The organism is Christiangramia aestuarii (assembly GCF_009735585.1).
Taxonomy (GTDB): Bacteria; Bacteroidota; Bacteroidia; order Flavobacteriales; family Flavobacteriaceae; genus Christiangramia; species Christiangramia aestuarii.
On record NZ_VJVW01000003.1, the window covers coordinates 463,005 to 479,569 of the forward strand.

General features: G+C 41.7%; 16 protein-coding genes. 2 read left to right on the top strand and 14 right to left on the bottom strand.

The annotated features are described in order from the left end of the window. Positions 1 to 5 precede the first annotated feature (5 nt). Positions 6 to 860, top strand: coding sequence for a pirin family protein (locus FLP08_RS10030; protein ID WP_156276491.1), 855 nt, complete (start codon positions 6 to 8; stop codon positions 858 to 860). Here the strand turns inward: FLP08_RS10030 and hisIE are convergent. The 11 genes from hisIE to fabG form a co-directional block, all read right to left on the bottom strand. After that, a complete protein-coding gene (gene hisIE / locus FLP08_RS10035) occupies positions 857 to 1,477 on the bottom strand; it encodes a bifunctional phosphoribosyl-AMP cyclohydrolase/phosphoribosyl-ATP diphosphatase HisIE (protein WP_156276493.1) in 621 nt (206 codons plus the stop codon). The two genes, FLP08_RS10030 and hisIE, sit on opposite strands and share 4 nt — an antisense overlap. Before the next feature lie 114 nt (positions 1,478 to 1,591). Beyond that, the gene (hisF, locus tag FLP08_RS10040) at positions 1,592 to 2,347 is read right to left on the bottom strand and encodes an imidazole glycerol phosphate synthase subunit HisF (protein ID WP_156276495.1); all 756 of its coding nucleotides are present in this window, start codon (positions 2,345 to 2,347) and stop codon (positions 1,592 to 1,594) included. A gap of 100 nt (positions 2,348 to 2,447) precedes the next feature. Next, complete coding sequence (gene hisA, locus FLP08_RS10045; protein WP_156276497.1) at positions 2,448 to 3,173, bottom strand: 1-(5-phosphoribosyl)-5-[(5-phosphoribosylamino)methylideneamino]imidazole-4-carboxamide isomerase; 726 nt, start codon at positions 3,171 to 3,173, stop codon at positions 2,448 to 2,450. A gap of 91 nt (positions 3,174 to 3,264) precedes the next feature. Continuing rightward, entirely contained in the window at positions 3,265 to 3,870 is a 606-nt protein-coding gene (gene hisH, locus FLP08_RS10050) for an imidazole glycerol phosphate synthase subunit HisH (RefSeq protein WP_156276499.1), read from the bottom strand. Between the two features lie 54 nt (positions 3,871 to 3,924). Beyond that, on the bottom strand, positions 3,925 to 5,064 hold the full coding sequence (hisB, locus tag FLP08_RS10055) for a bifunctional histidinol-phosphatase/imidazoleglycerol-phosphate dehydratase HisB (protein WP_156276501.1): 1,140 nt from the start codon (positions 5,062 to 5,064) through the stop codon (positions 3,925 to 3,927). After that, positions 5,057 to 6,109 (bottom strand): histidinol-phosphate transaminase, encoded by a 1,053-nt coding sequence (gene hisC, locus FLP08_RS10060; protein ID WP_156276503.1) that lies wholly within the window; start codon positions 6,107 to 6,109, stop codon positions 5,057 to 5,059. Before hisC ends, hisB begins: the two co-directional genes overlap by 8 nt. Next, positions 6,110 to 7,393, bottom strand: coding sequence for a histidinol dehydrogenase (hisD, locus tag FLP08_RS10065; RefSeq protein WP_156276505.1), 1,284 nt, complete (start codon positions 7,391 to 7,393; stop codon positions 6,110 to 6,112). It abuts the gene before it with no gap. 21 nt (positions 7,394 to 7,414) lie between these two features. Next, complete coding sequence (gene hisG, locus FLP08_RS10070) at positions 7,415 to 8,278, bottom strand: ATP phosphoribosyltransferase (RefSeq protein ID WP_156276507.1); 864 nt, start codon at positions 8,276 to 8,278, stop codon at positions 7,415 to 7,417. A 210-nt stretch (positions 8,279 to 8,488) separates the two neighbouring features. After that, a complete protein-coding gene (locus FLP08_RS10075; RefSeq protein WP_156276509.1) occupies positions 8,489 to 9,304 on the bottom strand; it encodes a prohibitin family protein in 816 nt (271 codons plus the stop codon). Positions 9,305 to 9,320: 16 nt separating this feature from the next. Continuing rightward, positions 9,321 to 11,354: a VWA domain-containing protein gene (locus FLP08_RS10080; protein ID WP_156276511.1), complete on the bottom strand. Its 2,034-nt coding sequence runs from the start codon at positions 11,352 to 11,354 to the stop codon at positions 9,321 to 9,323. Positions 11,355 to 11,424: 70 nt separating this feature from the next. Next, positions 11,425 to 12,171, bottom strand: coding sequence for a 3-oxoacyl-[acyl-carrier-protein] reductase (gene fabG, locus FLP08_RS10085; RefSeq protein ID WP_156276513.1), 747 nt, complete (start codon positions 12,169 to 12,171; stop codon positions 11,425 to 11,427). Positions 12,172 to 12,414: 243 nt separating this feature from the next. Here fabG and FLP08_RS10090 point away from each other — a divergent pair, with 243 nt between their 5' ends. Then, entirely contained in the window at positions 12,415 to 13,272 is an 858-nt protein-coding gene (locus tag FLP08_RS10090; protein WP_156276515.1) for a glycerophosphodiester phosphodiesterase family protein, read from the top strand. A gap of 70 nt (positions 13,273 to 13,342) precedes the next feature. Here FLP08_RS10090 and sucD read toward each other — a convergent pair whose 3' ends face one another. From sucD to FLP08_RS10105, 3 genes are all read right to left on the bottom strand, one after another. Then, positions 13,343 to 14,218 (bottom strand): succinate--CoA ligase subunit alpha, encoded by an 876-nt coding sequence (gene sucD / locus FLP08_RS10095; protein WP_156276517.1) that lies wholly within the window; start codon positions 14,216 to 14,218, stop codon positions 13,343 to 13,345. Positions 14,219 to 14,394: 176 nt separating this feature from the next. Then, positions 14,395 to 16,188: a M56 family metallopeptidase gene (locus FLP08_RS10100; RefSeq protein ID WP_156276519.1), complete on the bottom strand. Its 1,794-nt coding sequence runs from the start codon at positions 16,186 to 16,188 to the stop codon at positions 14,395 to 14,397. A 1-nt stretch (position 16,189) separates the two neighbouring features. Next, complete coding sequence (locus FLP08_RS10105) at positions 16,190 to 16,555, bottom strand: BlaI/MecI/CopY family transcriptional regulator (RefSeq protein WP_156276521.1); 366 nt, start codon at positions 16,553 to 16,555, stop codon at positions 16,190 to 16,192. Positions 16,556 to 16,565 lie beyond the last annotated feature (10 nt).

A 16,565-nucleotide genomic window follows, 5' to 3' on the forward strand; every position in this document is an offset into this window, starting at 1 on the left:
GAAAAATGAGGAATATTAAGAAACTTCATAAAGCAGAATACAGGCCAATGGGAGATCTTAAGACCTGGTCTCCCCTGCCTACCAACCGGCTACAGATGATAGACCCATTTATCTTTCTTAATCATCATGGCCCCCAAACCTATCCACCAAATAACAATGGCTTACCTTTTGGACCGCATCCACATCGTGGAATGGAAACCGTGACCTTTATCCTTGATGGAGATATCGCCCATAAAGACAGTGATGGGCATTACAGCGTTATTGAAAGTGGCGGTGTGCAATGGATGACGGCAGGTAGAGGTTTACTGCATGCTGAGGTCTCTTCAGATGAGTTCAAAGAAAAAGGCGGTCCGCTGGAAATTTTACAACTTTGGATCAACCTTCCAAAAAGACTGAAGATGACTCAACCCTCTTATAAGGGACTTCAGAAGGACCAGATCTCGGTTTGGAAGAACGAAGATGAAACCGTCCAGGCTCAGGTGGTTTCCGGTAATTTCAAGGGAATACGTGGAGCTTTCGACACACCTACTTCGGTAGACCTATCGCTGGTTTATTTTGAAAAAGATGCAAGAATTAAGCTGGAAATTCCCAAATCCCATAATATTTTCTTTTATGTGATTCGCGGTAAACTGGAGGTCAATGAAATCGAAGTATTCGAATTACACCTGGCCGAATTTTCCAAAAACAGCGAGATCCTGGATATAGTAGCTCAGGAACAATCTGTACTCCTTCTTGGCCATGCCGAGCCTTTTGAGGAGAAGGTGGTATTTGGCGGACCTTTCGTAATGAATTCGGAAGAAGAGATCCGCCAGGCCTATGAAGATTATCAAGCTGGTAAAATGGGGAGCTGGGAGGACTAATGCCTTTCTTCCAGCACCTTAACGATATCCTTTAGCTCGAATCCCTTGGCTTTCAAGAGTATCAGATAATGAAAAAGGAGATCGGCGCTTTCGTTTAAGAAAAGTTCGTCATTATCATCTTTGGCTTCTATGACAGTTTCTACCGCCTCCTCTCCTACTTTCTGGGCGATCTTGTTGATGCCTTTGTCAAACAAGGAAACCACATAGCTATTATCGTTTTCCTTGCGTAATTCAGGCTCTGTCTGGCTTAATTTCTGCCTGCTGGCAATAATGCCTTCCAGTTTGGAAAGAAAGCCATAATCAACTGTGTTATCTTCAGCCCAGCAGGTATCGGTCCCCTTATGACATACCGGTCCTTCGGGTTTAACTTCTAAGAGCAGGGTATCATTATCACAGTCCAGTTTTATATTTACCAGGTTCAGGAAATTGCCGCTTTCCTCGCCCTTGGTCCATAAACGCTGTTTGCTTCGGCTGTAAAAAGTTACTTTCTTGGTCTGGTTAGTCTTTAAATAGGCATCCTCGTTCATATAACCCAGCATTAAAACTTTTCTGGTTTTGGAATCCTGGATAATCGCTGGCACTAAACCGTCGCTATTTTTATTGAAATCTATATTCATTTTTCATCTATCCTTTTGGTCTTCTTATCCCGTTGCCACGGGTTCTTTAAAATCTATTTTATAATTGAAATGCTGAAATGATTTTCAGCATGAGGTTCTAAGTATTATTAATGATCACATTCTTATCGGAATACCTTCCGCCTTTAATTCCTTTTTCAGCTGAAGGATCTCTATTTCCTTAAAGTGGAAAACGCTTGCTGCTAGAGCCGCATCGGCCTTTCCTTCTTGAAAAGTATCTTTGAAGTGCTCAATTTTACCGGCTCCACCTGAAGCAATGATAGGAATGTTCAATTCTTCTGAAAGTTTCGCCAGGGCTTCATTGGCAAATCCGTTCTTAGTGCCATCATGGTCCATGGATGTAAAGAGGATCTCTCCCGCGCCACGCTGTTCAACCTCCCTGGCCCATTCAAAAAGATCAAGCTCGGTAGGCACCTTTCCTCCTACCAGGTGTACTTTCCAATTGCCATCGATATTTTTTGCATCAATGGCCACCACCACACACTGACTTCCAAATTTTTCGGAAAGCTGGTTGATGAGATCAGGATTTTTAACCGCCGAGGAATTGATCGAAACCTTATCGGCCCCATTTTTTAGAAGTATGTCGACATCTTCAACAGAAGATATGCCACCGCCAACGGTAAAGGGAATATTCAGCTGTTCGGCCACATCCAATACCAGTTTGGCCAGCGTTTTTCTTTTTTCTTCGGTAGCCGAAATATCCAGGAAGACCAGTTCATCTGCACCCTTTTCCGCATAAGCCGCGGCAAGTTCCACCGGATCACCGGCATCCCTAAGGTCAACAAAATTGACTCCTTTAACTGTCCTACCGTTTTTGATATCAAGACAGGGTATGATTCGTTTAGTTAGCATCTTTTTAGATGTTAGATTATAATATTTCTAATCTTTATGACACGTCAAGCTGAACTTGTTTCAGCTTCTCTAAGACCCTGAACCAAGGTCAGGGTGACGTTTATTTATTTAAAATATAATTTTCGAGCTGTTTCAGGCTTATTCTGTTCTCATAAATCGCTTTTCCAATGATAACGCCTTCGCAGCCTAATTCTGTCAGTTTTGGAAGCTCATCAAATTCTGATATTCCACCGGAAGCGATTAGGTTGATGTCCCGGGTTTCGGCCAGGATCTCCTCATATAGATCGAAGGACGGACCTTCCAGCATCCCATCTTTTGAAATATCGGTACAGATCACATACTTCACTCCCTTCTCCTCATAGTTCTGAATAAAAGGAATGATTTCCTCTTTTGAATCTTCCAGCCAGCCGGAAACCGCGATCTTCCTGTTCTTGGCATCAGCTCCCAGGATGATCTTTTCACTGCCAAACTTCCCTAACCAGCTTTCGAAGGTTTCGGAATCCTTCACGGCAATACTGCCTCCTGTAATTTGGTTTGCACCGCTTTCAAAAGCAATCTTCAGATCTTTATCAGATTTTAAACCGCCACCAAAATCCACTTTTAAATTGGTCTTTGATGCGATCTGCTCCAGGATCTTATGATTCACTATATGTTTGGACTTAGCGCCATCCAGGTCTACCAGGTGCAAATACTGAATGCCGTGATCTTCAAAAGACTTAGCCGCCTCCAGCGGATTCTCGTTATATATTTTCTTGGTATTGTAGTCACCCTTGGAAAGCCTTACACATTTACCTTCGATGATATCTATTGCCGGTATTATTCGCATTTATAGTATTGAGGTTTTAATATTTAGAATTGAGTTTTATATTCAATTCTGTTATTAAATTTTCAAAATTCTTTGATCGTATTTCGTATTTCTAATTTCTTAAATCTAACTTCAAGAAATTCTCCAGTATCTGTTCCCCGGTCTTGCTGCTTTTTTCCGGATGGAACTGTACCCCATAAAAATTATCCCGGTGCAGGGCCGTGGAGTAGTTCACTCCGTATTCGGTTCTGGCGATCTCATCGGCACACTCGGGAACGTAGTAACTATGTACCAGGTAAACGTATTCACCATTCTTCACATTATCGAATAAATGCGAATTTAGATTGGTGATCTGGTTCCAGCCTATCTGTGGCACCTTTACAGAATTATCAAATCTTTTTACATCGGCATCAAAAATACCCAAGCCGGTGGTATTTCCTTCTTCAGAATGAGTACACATCAATTGCATGCCCAGGCAGATCCCTAGCACGGGCTGTTCTAATTTAGGTATCAACTCGTCCAGGCCGGTAGACCTAAGCATTTTCATGGCGCTTCCCGCCTCTCCCACTCCGGGAAAGATCACTTTATCGGCCTGCCTGATCTGCTCGGCATCACTGCTTAATATAGCCTCGAAACCAAGCCTTTTTATCGCGAACTTAATGCTCTGTATATTCCCGGCTCCGTAATCTATAATGACTATTTTTTGATTCTCTTTCATCTTAAAATTTAATGAGCTCTTTCAAAGAATTTTAATTTCTCAAAAGCTAACTGTTTAAAGCATTCCCTTGGTAGAAGGCAATATCATTTTTTCGGCATCCCTTTTCACGGCCATTTTGATGGCTTTTGCAAAAGCCTTGAAGATAGCCTCGATCTTATGATGCTCGTTGTTACCTTCGGCCTTGATGTTCAGGTTGGCTTTTGCACCGTCTGTGAACGACTTAAAGAAATGAAAGAACATCTCTGTAGGCATTTTTCCTATCATCTCGCGGTTGAATTCGGCATCCCATTCCAGCCAGTTTCGGCCGCCAAAATCGATGGCAACCTGGGCAAGGCAATCATCCATAGGTAAACAATAACCGTATCTTTCGATTCCAAGTTTGTTGCCAAGCGCCTTGCTAAAGGTTTCGCCCAAAGCGATAGCCGTATCTTCGATAGTGTGATGTTCATCGACCTCAAGGTCGCCATCCACCTTTATCTTAAGATCCATTTGACCGTGGCGGGCCAATTGATCCAGCATGTGATCGAAAAAGGCGATCCCAGTGCTTATTTCGCTTTTGCCAGTTCCATCAAGATTCAGGTCGATCTGTATATCGGTTTCGTTGGTCTTTCTTTCGATATTGGCCGTCCTGTCCTGTAATTTCAGGAATTCGTAGATCTCTTTCCAGGACTTTGTTCGTAAGGCAATATTCGCTTCTACTTCAGATTTATCATTTTCAACCTCGTCTTCGGCCAGGCCTTCATGGTTATCAATGAAAATACCCTTCCCACCAAAATTAAGAGCGAACTCAATATCGGTTAGGCGATCCCCAACCATAAAGGAATTTTTCAGGTCATAATCCTGGTTATCTATAAATTTCTTCTCCAGCAAACCTGTATTCGGTTTCCGGGTTGGTGCATTGTCTTTCGCAAAAGTTCGATCTATCAGGACATCGCTGAACTCTACTCCTTCATTTTCGAAGCACTTGACGATGAAATTCTGAATGGGCCAGAAATCGGTTTCCGGAAAACTTTCAGTGCCAAGCCCGTCCTGGTTAGTCACCATCACGATCTCGTAATCCAGTTCTTTGGCGATCCTCCCCAGGTAAGTGAATACCTCGGGATAGAATTCCAGCTTATCCAGGCTGTCTATCTGGTAATCTTCAGGTTCATGAATCAAAGTTCCGTCGCGGTCTACAAATAATATTTTATGCATTCTCTAATTCTTTTATCGCTCTTATTAAACGCTTATTTTCTTCTTTTGTCCCTATGGTGATCCTTAGGCAGTTTTCACACAATGGCTGGCTGCTCCTATTCCTAATCACTATACCTTTTTTGAGTAATTCCTCATACCTAAGATTCGCATCATCAACTTCAATAAGCAAAAAATTGGCATCAGATTTATATACTTTGGAAACAAAATTAACTTCAAGTAAAGCTTTAGATAACCTCAGTCTTTCTTCCAGTATTTCAGATATTTGAGATTTTATATTCTTCACATCCGAAAGAGTTTTAATTGCCTGGTCCTGAGTTAATTGGTTAACGTTATAAGGAGGCTTGATTTTGTTTAGCACCGCAATGATTTCTTCTGAAGCAAATAAAATTCCGAGCCTGATCCCAGCCATTCCAAAAGCTTTAGAAAAGGTTTGGGTTAAGATCAGGTTTGGAAAATAATCCAGTTTTTCCAGCCAGCTGTCCTGTTCAGAAAAATCTATATAAGCTTCATCGATAACTACCAGTCCGTCGAAATTGTCAAGGATGGTGCAAACCGTGTCGGCATCGAACGAATTCCCGGAAGGATTGTTTGGTGAACACAAAAAGATAATTTTCGTATGCTCATCGACCATATTGAGAATTGCCGTGGCATCTGGCTCAAATTCGTGGTTCAGGTAAACTTCCCTGTTCTCTATATTGTTGATTCCGGCAAGCACTTTATACATGCCATAAGTAGGCGGCAGAGTAATCACGTTATCTTTCCCTGGTTCACAAAACGCCCGGAAAATCAGGTCTAGCACTTCATCGCTACCATTACCCAGTAAAATATTTCTGGAGTCTATATTGCGTATTTCAGAGAGTTTTTCCTTCACCCTGCTTTGCTGAGGATCGGGATAACGGTTTAGACCATTGTCATTGGGGTTTTCATTGGCATCCAGGAAAACCATTTCTTCTCCCTGGGTCTTGAATTCGTCCCTTGCCGAAGAATAAGGCTCCAAAACGGCCACATTAGACCTCACGATCTTACTTATATCAAATTCTTTCATCTACCTAAGGTCATTTAAACGAAGACTAACTGCATTCTTGTGAGCCTGTAGTCCCTCAGCTTCTGCAAGAAGCTCTATAGCCGGCCCGATCTCTCTTATCCCTTCTTCAGAGATCTTCTGAAAAGTGATGGTTTTCATAAAACTATCCAGGTTCACTCCGCTATACTGTTTCGCATAGCCATTGGTCGGCAGCGTGTGGTTGGTACCTGAAGCGTAATCGCCAGCGCTCTCTGGCGTATAGTTGCCAATAAAGACCGAACCAGCGTTAATTACTCCCTGGACAAAATAATCTTCATTTTCTGAGCAGATAATAAAATGTTCCGGCCCGTATTCATTAATAAGCTTTAGCGCCTCTTCTTCGGAATTTACCAGGATTAGCCTGGAGTTTTCAATAGCCTTATCGGCTATAGCCTTACGAGGTAATTCCTGTAGCTGGTTTTCAATTTCATCTGAAACCGCATCGATAAGTTTTTCTGAAGTAGACACCATGATCACCTGGCTATCTATACCGTGTTCTGCCTGGCTAAGTAAGTCTGAAGCTACATAGGCTGCGTTGGCCGAATCATCTGCATATACAAGTAGCTCTGAGGGCCCCGCAGGCATATCTATGGCAACCTGGTATTTGGTCGCCAGCTGTTTAGCAACGGTCACGAACTGATTTCCCGGGCCAAAAATCTTATAAACCTGGGGTACATCCTCAGTTCCGAAGGTCATTGCACCAATTGCCTGGATGCCTCCTATTTTAAAGATCTGGGTGACCCCGCAAAGTTCAGCAGCATATAAGATGGCGGGATTAATCCTTCCCTGTTTATCTGGAGGCGTACATAGAACGATCTCTTCACAACCGGCCAGCCTTGCCGGGATAGCCAGCATTAGAATAGATGAAAACAATGGAGCTGTGCCACCTGGAATATATAGACCAACCTTCTGGATGGCTTTTTTCTCCTGCCAGCAGCTTACCCCGTTAGTTGTTTCCACACTTAGCTTCGAGGTCTTTTGGGCTGCATGAAACTTTTCAATATTAGCCTTAGCTAGCTTGATTGCTGATTTCAGTTCAGCAGAAATCTGCTTTTCTGCTTCGGTAACTTCGGTCTGGGAAACCTTAAGATCCTCCAGTTTTGTCCCGTCAAATAGTTCGGTGTATTTTGCCACAGCCGCATTCCCTTTTATCCTGATCTCATCAAAGATCTGGTTTACGGTTTGTTCAATATCGGCGACGGTCTGGGTAGGCCTTTTTAAAATTTCAGGCCAGTCTGCCCTGGCTGGATTTAATATCTTGTTCATGATTTGAATTTTCTGCAGTTATTAAATTACCATTTTTTCTATTGGTGCTACCAGGATACCTTCGGCACCAAAGTTCCTGAGTTCGTCCAGTACCTCCCAGAACCTTTCCTCGTTGATCACGGTGTGCACAGAACTCCAGCCTTCTTCAGCTAAAGGCAAAACCGTAGGGCTCCTCATTCCCGGTAACAGCCTGGTCACATCTTTTAATTTATCGTTGGGAACGTTCATCAGGATATACTTGGAGGTCCTGGCATTTAGTACAGATTTCATCCTGAACTGAAGTTTTTCCAGGATCTTTTTCCTTTCCTCAGAGATCTGCGGAGAAATGGCCAGTACTGCCTCACTTTTCAGCATCACTTCCACCTCCTTAAGCCCGTTCTTGAAAAGAGTGCTTCCACTGGAAACGATATCGCAAATAGCATCTGCCAGGCCAATATTCGGGGCTATCTCCACCGAACCATTAATGATATGAAGTTCTGCAGAAATCCCTTTTTCCTTTAAAAACTGGTTTACGGTATTCGGGTATGAAGTGGCGATCTTGGAACCGTCAAGGTCCTTGATTCCGGTATAATTGAAAGATTTTGGTACAGCCAGGGAAACACGGCATTTGGAAAATCCTAGTTTTTCTCCCTTGATGATATCCTGTCCTTTTTCAATTAATACATTCTCTCCAATAATGGCTACATCTACCACCCCGTCGCGAAGGTATTGCGGGATATCCCCATTTCGCAGGTACATCACTTCTAGCGGAAAATTTCTTGAAGATGCCTTTAACTGCTCCTTTCCGTTATCTATAGAAATCCCGGCGTCCTTCAGGATCTTAATGGAATCCTCGAACAATCGTCCCGATTTCTGAACTGCAATTCTTAATTTTTCTTTACTCATAATTTTAGTGGCTACTATTAGAAATAAAAAAACCCGTTTGATTGCTCAAACGGGTCATGATATTTAGTTAAAATTACAACATATCATATTCACCTCGCCTGAGCGTGGGTAAAAAAATGATGATGTACAGTATATTTTCTCATTGTGAGTTCAAAGCTAAATAAAATTTTCAGAAATAAAACCTGAAAATTAATATTTAAGATATGTTTATTAGTTGTTGCCTAGAATAAGCGGCATTCCGTTCTCGCTATTACCAATCACAACTACCTTTGAATTAGGGGATTTGGCAAGTTCAAGGGTAGCCTGTATACCTTTTTCCTGTAAAACTTTCTCGGTTAAGGACTCACTAAGAATGCGGTTGGCCCTGGCTTTACCTTCGGCATCGATACGTTGTCTTTCTGCCTCCTGCTCGGCTTTGGTCAACCTGTATTCATATTCCAGGGATTCCTGTTCCTGTCTAAGCTTTCTTTCAATGGCCTCTTTGATAGTTGGTGGCAGGGAAACATCCCTAACCAGCACCTCGTTCACCTGTACATACTGGTCTTCCAGTAACAGATTGGTCTCATCGAAGATCTCTTTCTGGATAGCCTCTCTTTTACTTGCGTACAACTGCTCTGGATTATACCTTCCCACAACTGCCCTGGTTGCTGAACGAATTGCCGGCTGAAGCAAACGCTGGATATAGGCCTCACCCTTTTCCTGGTGAAGTTTCCCCAGGGCTTCATATTCCGGCTGAAACCATACAGAAGCATCAAGCCTGATCTCCAGACCATTTGAAGAAAGCACACGCATTTCTTCATCTATAGATTGCTGCCGAACTTCATAAACGAATACCTTGTTCCAGGGAGCCACAAAATGAAAGCCTTCAGATAATGGCGGTTTGTCTGTCACCACCCCTCCACCGAAGGTTCGGTATAAAACACCGGCTTCACCAGAATCGATAGTAACTGTTGACTTCGCGATAAAAATTATTAAAATGACGATACCAATAAACAGAGGTATGCCAATCTTGGGTAATCTTTCCATATATAAAAATTGAAATTTAAATTAGTCCTAAATATTTTCGGTAAAACCACTCAACGGCAAGAATAAAAATCAGGATAAACAGCAGGTAATACCAGTCTATCAAAGGTAGCGTTTTTTGTCGGCTTTTCTGAACAGGTTTCAACTTATCGTTAGCCAACAGGCTGTTGATCAGGTTTTCGGCATCCCCGGCATAAAAAAGGTCAGTTTCATTATTTTCTGCAAAAGACTGAAGCCCAGAAAGATTAGAGGATACAAATTGCTGCTCGGTATTATATTCTATCACTTCAAAACTACCGGATTTGCTAAGTTTTTTGTTGGCAACCCTAATGTTATAAGCATATTCTCCCGCGGGAAGATCCCCGCCATCGAACTGGTAGAAGTTATTTTTCAGCACCAAGTCTGAAGTAAAGCTATCCCCTGTTTCCTTGTTCTCAACACTAATTTTAATCCCTGCACCCGGATCGAACTGGTAGTTCTCATCGAAATACTGTGCCGAAATAAGCACGTTCTGGTTGGCATAATAGAAATTCTCAGCCTCTACCATCAGTCTCTGTTTAGAGCCAGAAGACGAGAGATTCTGTATCAGTTTTCCGAAGAAATCATCAAATTCCTGGAAGGATTTATTATCCAGGTAAGTTTTCGCCCTCCATCTCCAGATGTTTTCCCCAAAAAGGAATCCAGATTTTGGAGCATCCTGGGTAACCCCCATCAGGGCTTCGCCGGTTTCAACTCCCTGTTGCTCCTGGTATAAAAGTATATTGAACCTGTTTTCCTGAATATCCAAAGGCCCAAATTTATCTATGACCGGAGGCATGTCATCAAAACCAATATCCTCGAACTGAAAGGAGCTAAAGGTGGGGTTGTATACCGGGAAGATTTCCTGTGGCTGATTAGACCAGCTTTTTGAATATCCCAGGTCAAGGTTATTCAGGTAATTCCAATCTGTTTTACTTCCCGTGATTACCAGGTAATTATATTTTTTTTCAAGGATTTCTGCTACAGTTTTATTGAACGAATTATTCAGTTGATACAATATAATTAGTTGATATACTGAAGGTTGCAAATTATCATCTCTAATATATTTTATATCTGCAGTACGCTGCTCATTGCTTTCAATAGCCTTCTTCATCGCCCCCAGGTCTGGATGAGCTATACTACTTAAGATCAATACCGAAGTTCTCTCATCGATCACTTCAATGGCAAATTTCTGAAGGTTATTGATGGTATTCTTTTCTTCGGCGACAGGTTCCAGTTCCACCTGGTAAGTTTTAACCCCAAGGGAAGTTGCCGGCAGATCTGTCCTGATCACCTCGGAACGCTTTTCCTCAGAAAACTCCAGTTCCTTAGAAAAAACGATATTGCCTCCGGCACGGATATTCAATTTAGTTTTCACCTCTTCCCGGCCCGAATAATTCAGGAAAATCTCTAGCGGAAACCTGTTATTCAGAAAAGCATAACGGTTAAGGTTGATCCTTTCTATACTAAGATCCTTATACCGGGTAGTATCGCCGAGCACTATTGGGAAAACTTCGGCAGAACCGTTCTTTTTAAAATACCGGAAATCTCGCCCCAGGCTTTGATTTCCATCAGTAAGCAAGACCACCGCGGAATTCTTTCCGGAAAAAAGGTCTCGTGTTTCACTCAGCGCAGAATAAATGTCGGTTTGGACCGCTGAAAAATTCAGAGAGTCGCCCATGCCGATCTTGTCGCCAAAATTAAGCTGGCTCACTTCAAAATTCTGCCGAATCCTTTCATTACTCAGTATCGCATTCGAAATCTCCTTAAGATCATTCTCGGCTTCCAAAAAAGAGATGGATTGGGAATTATCTGCCAGCAGAACAAGTTCCGGTTTATCTACCTGGTAACTGGTAGAAGTGATCTTTGGATTGATGAGGATAAGCAATACTAAAAAAACCGCCAGAGCTCTGAGCGAAAAGAGAATATAATCCCTGCTGTTCCTTACCGGTCTATTGTACAGATACTGAAAAAAAGCAAACCCCAGCGCTACAAGAAGGGCCAGGGTTATATATAAAATTGTTTCTGTGGTCATCTACAAGGCTTATGTTGTGAAGTTAAGAATTTAAATGAATAAATTCACAACTCAAGCATGGAGAGAGAAATTAGGTATGCATACCTCCATCTACATGCAGCACCTGGCCGGTAACATAGGCGCTCAGGTCGCTACCAAGGTACACACAGGCATTGGCAATATCTTCCGGGCTTCCACCTCTCTTAAGCGGAATAGCTTCTCTCCAGCCCTGGACGGTCTTCTCATCCAGTTTTTCGGTCATTTCAGTTTCTATAAAACCTGGAGCGATCACATTGGTACGGATATTTCTTGAACCAAGCTCCTGCGCCATCGATTTAGAAAAACCTATGATCCCTGCTTTGGAAGCCGCGTAATTGGCCTGCCCGGCATTTCCGGTTACTCCAACTACAGAACTCATATTGATGATACTTCCCTTACGCTGCTTCAGCATGGTTCGCTGAACCGCTTTGGTCATATTAAAGATAGATTTGAGGTTCACTTCAATAACCTTATCAAAATCTTCCTCGCTCATCCTCATTAAGAGGTTATCCTTGGTAATTCCGGCATTATTAATAAGAATGTCTATAGATCCAAAATCTTCCAGCACCTTATCTACCAGTTCCTGTGCCTCTGCAAAACTGGCGGCATTAGATTTATAAGCTTTGGCTTTTATGCCCATCTCTTCCAATTCTTTTGCCAGCTCCTCGGCAGATTGCGAAGATGAATTATATGTAAAGGCAACATTGGCCCCGTGTTGAGCAAATACCTGCGCGATACCTTTTCCTATACCACGACTACCACCTGTAATAATTGCGTTTTTTCCTTCTAATAATTTCATATTAAATGATCTTGGTTAAATGTCCCTCCAAATATAACAAAAGCTAAAATGGATTGAAGAAAATTCAATTGAAGATATTCGGAAGCCGTTTTTATTATCAAATTCTGAAAATCAGGTTTTGCATTGGATGCAAAAACATGGATCGGTCCCAAATTAAAAAAGCCGCCCGGCACTGGTTTTTTATTCTTATTAGTCTTATTTTTAGTAGGATACATTTAACAAGCATAACAAACCCTGCAGCTTATGCTAAAAAGTAGTCTATATACCTTTTCAATTTCGATCTTCCTGATGTTGATGACCACATCGGGGAATAATAAAGAACTGGCTGAATTTGAGGGCCTGTATTCTGAAGACGACCGGGTCCTGGTTGCAGCCCATCGCGGTTCTCACGATAAACATCCTGAAAATTCACTGGCAGCTATACAGGAAAGCATCAATAATCAGATAGATATCGTAGAGGTAGATATAAGGGAGACCCGGGATAAAATTCCTGTTCTTTTACACGACGAAAGTTTAAAACGTACAACCGGATCTAACCTAAAAATTGCAGATGTAGATTTTAAGGAGTTAGAAGAAATACCTCTTCTCTATCAAAATAAAGAAACAGACCAACGAATTCCCAGCCTGGAGGAAGCTTTAATAATATCTAAGAACAAGGTCATACTAAATCTTGACTTCAAGCTGGACGATCTCCAAGCCATGAAACGCAGCTATAAAGTTGTAGCCAGGCTTGGAATGGAAAACTCGGTGATCTTTACGGTTCGTGATCTTGATTTGATCCCGAGCCTTTATGAGATAAATCCGGAAATAAGGATCATGCCCGTGGCATTTAGCTGGTGGAAGATCAATCAGGTGATAAAGTATGATTTCTTAGATATCATACAGCTTTACCACCGGCCCTATGGAAGTATCAACATCAACCGGCTTAAAAGCAATGATTTTGAAGTTTGGGTGAATGCCCTCAAAAAGTACGACAGGCTGGAGATAGAACAAAAGAATGGTTTTGAAAATCTTCTGAACATCAAAAAAGTAAATGTGATCCAGACCGACCACCCTGAGAAATTGCTAAGTTTTTTAAGAGAAAAGGGGCTTCATGATTAATGTACATAAAAAAGAAGATCCCTTTTCTACCGAGGTAAAAAAGGGATCTTTATATGAATCTAGAATATTCTTAAGAGTTAAGAACTTCTGCTACTTTCATTCCAATCTCAGCAGGAGAATCCACAACATGAATTCCGTTCTCCTTAAGGATCTTTTTCTTTGCCTGGGCAGTATCTTCGCTACCACCTACTATCGCACCGGCGTGACCCATAGTACGTCCTGCCGGAGCAGTTTCACCAGCGATGAATCCAACAACCGGCTTTTTATTTCCATTTTGTTTAATCCACTGAGCAGCATCTGCCTCAAGCTGACCACCGATCTCACCGATCATTACGATACACTCGGTTTCGTCGTCGTTCATCAATAATTCAACCGCTTCCTTAGTAGTGGTTCCAATGATTGGATCTCCACCAATACCAATAGCAGTAGTAATTCCCAGACCTTGCTTAACAACCTGGTCTGCAGCTTCGTAAGTAAGCGTACCAGACTTAGATACGATACCAACTTTTCCTTTTTTGAAAACGAAACCTGGCATGATACCAACTTTAGCTTCTCCCGGAGTGATAACCCCTGGGCAGTTAGGACCAATCAATCTACAATCACGGTCTTTAATATAATCTGAAGCTTTTACCATATCTGCAACCGGAATACCTTCAGTGATCGTAATGATCACTTTGATCCCTGCATCGGCAGCTTCCATGATCGCGTCTGCAGCGAATGCCGGCGGTACGAAAATGATGGAAACATCTGCACCTGCTTTTTCAACAGCTTCAGAAACTGTATTGAAAACTGGTTTATCAAGGTGTTTTTGACCTCCTTTACCTGGAGTAACTCCACCAACTACATTTGTACCGTATTCTATCATCTGCTCAGCATGGAAAGTACCTTCACTTCCGGTAAACCCTTGCACAATTACTTTAGAATTTTTATTGACTAAAACGCTCATAAGTGTCTTTTGATTTTTGCGTTACAAAAGTATGTTTTTAAATATAAAAGTTAAAAGCTTTTTCGAAGTTTATTAAAGCTTTAACCCTCTGCAAAAATGCTTTAAACAGGACAGTTTTGAAGAAATAAAAAAATAGACCGGGGTATTTCCGGTCTATCTAAAAGTTCATTTTTAGTTTAGTTATATATTCTCACCACATCTTTGCCGTACGAAGACTGCTGAATATTTACCTGAGTAGTTTTACCTTCTTTAATTAACTCCAGGGCCTTTTGCCGGCTTATTTGATTGTCGTTCAAGTAATAAGTGGCATTTTCAGGATAGTGAACCTTTGGCGGTGGTGGCGGTGCCGGAAGTTCCTGATGATTTCTTTCCCTGATTCTGGCTTCACGTTCAACCTCGCGAGCCCTTCTTTCTACTTCTATTGCTTCTCTTTCAATAAGGTGAGCATGACGTTGCTCCAATGCGGTCTGGCGGGCAAGTAATCTTTTTTCTTCATCTTCCAATTCCTGCAACCGCCTTTTTTTCTCTGTTTCAGAGAGTTTTTGACTGGTTTCCAGTTCATTTTTCCTGGCCTTTAGCCGCTCCTCCCTTTCCCTAAGATGAGCCTCTTGCTTTTTTATGTTTCTCTCCTTATCTATTTCTACGATCTCATTACCAGGTTTTGGAGGAGGTGGCACGCTTATGATCTCATTCCCCGGTTCTGGAGGAGGTGGTGCCGCGCCAGGATCAGGTGGCATTGGAGGTGGAGGTGGTAATACCGATCTTCCGGAAACGCTGGCCAGCCTGGTTTTGGAAAATTCCCTGTCCAGGTTTTTCATGAATTCTTCCCGGGTATCGATAAGTTTCATGCTAAGGTTCAGCTCTTTCAGCTCAGCTTTAGAAAGTTCACCAGTAACCTGGTCAATTTTTTTACTGAAATTTTCAAGATCAGTCTCCTGGCCATTTACCCATACCTTCTCACCATCTACTTTGATCTTAAGTTCCAGATCCTGAACTACAGCCATAGTTTCCGGAACATTATCAGAAGTAAGAAAACCGGTTTTAGCTTCGAAAGGAATTTCGATATTCCCTCCCTGTTTAACGGAATAATCGCTGACATAAACAGGTTTTGCTACGATTTCGTTGTTAAAAAGAAAAATACAGCCACCCAGAACAGGTAGGAACAAACCAGCCCGAAGAAGAAGCTTTTTGATTGAAAAATCTTTAGTGATCATGATAATTCGTTTTTTGATTAATGAATGATTTAATGGGCTTGCTAACGCATTGTGATGATAGCCCGAACTATAGTTAAAAAGAATATTGGAATATTCCAGGGCGTTGAAGTCCTTGGCAAGAACCTCACTGTCTGCTAGAAATTCATGATTCAATTTGATGGACCTTTTGATCCAGTAGAACAAAGGATTAAACCAGAATATCACCTGCAGAATTTCGATAAATAACAGATCCAGGGAATGTTTCTGGTTCACATGGGCTTTCTCGTGTTCAATGACAGCCTGCGAGATTTCGTCCTTTTTAAATTCAGTTCTGTTTAAAAAAATATAATTGAGGAAAGAAAAAGGAACCAGTTTCTGTCCCAGAAGGATGAAAATATAATTCAGTTCCCTGATCTTTTCATTTTTCCAGGCCTGGGTTAAGAGTGAACGAAGATTCTTAAAAAACCTGTAACCGAAAAAAAGGAACCCAAGCAGGTATATAGAAATTGCTATGATGTAAAGGTTATCCCAAACTTCAGATTTATTTTCAAGCTTTGAGCCGGTGAAGTTAACCTCCTCAAAACCGGAAGGATCTGGAACAGGTTCTACCTCTACCTGGTAGGTTAAAGTGATAAGAGGTAAACTAAAAGCTAAAATCAAAGCACCAAGCAGGTAAACACGTTTGATCTTATGGAAATTTTCATTTTCCAGGCATAGCTTATAGAAGCCGAATAAGATCAGCAGGCACAATCCCGATTTTAGCAAATAGATAAGCATCTTATTTATTTTTAATCCGTTCGTCTATGAGTTTACGAATTTCCAAAAGTTCCTTTTCTGAAAGGTCTGTCTCATTGGTAAAAAATGAAGCGAACTGGCTGGCCGAATCATTAAAGAAGTTCTTGATCATGCCGCTCATTTGCTTTGAGAAATAATCTTTCTTTTTCACTCTCGGAAAATATTCTCTTGACCTCCCCTGCTGGGTATAGCCTACAAAATTCTTATCCTGCATACGTTTAAGCAAAGTGGCCACGGTCGTTAATGCGGGTTTTGGATCTGGATAGGCCTCAAGAAGATCTTTCATAAAGGCTTTTTCCTTCTTCCAAAGGATCTGCATTAATTGCTCTTCTGCATTAGAAAGTTCCATACAAATTGTT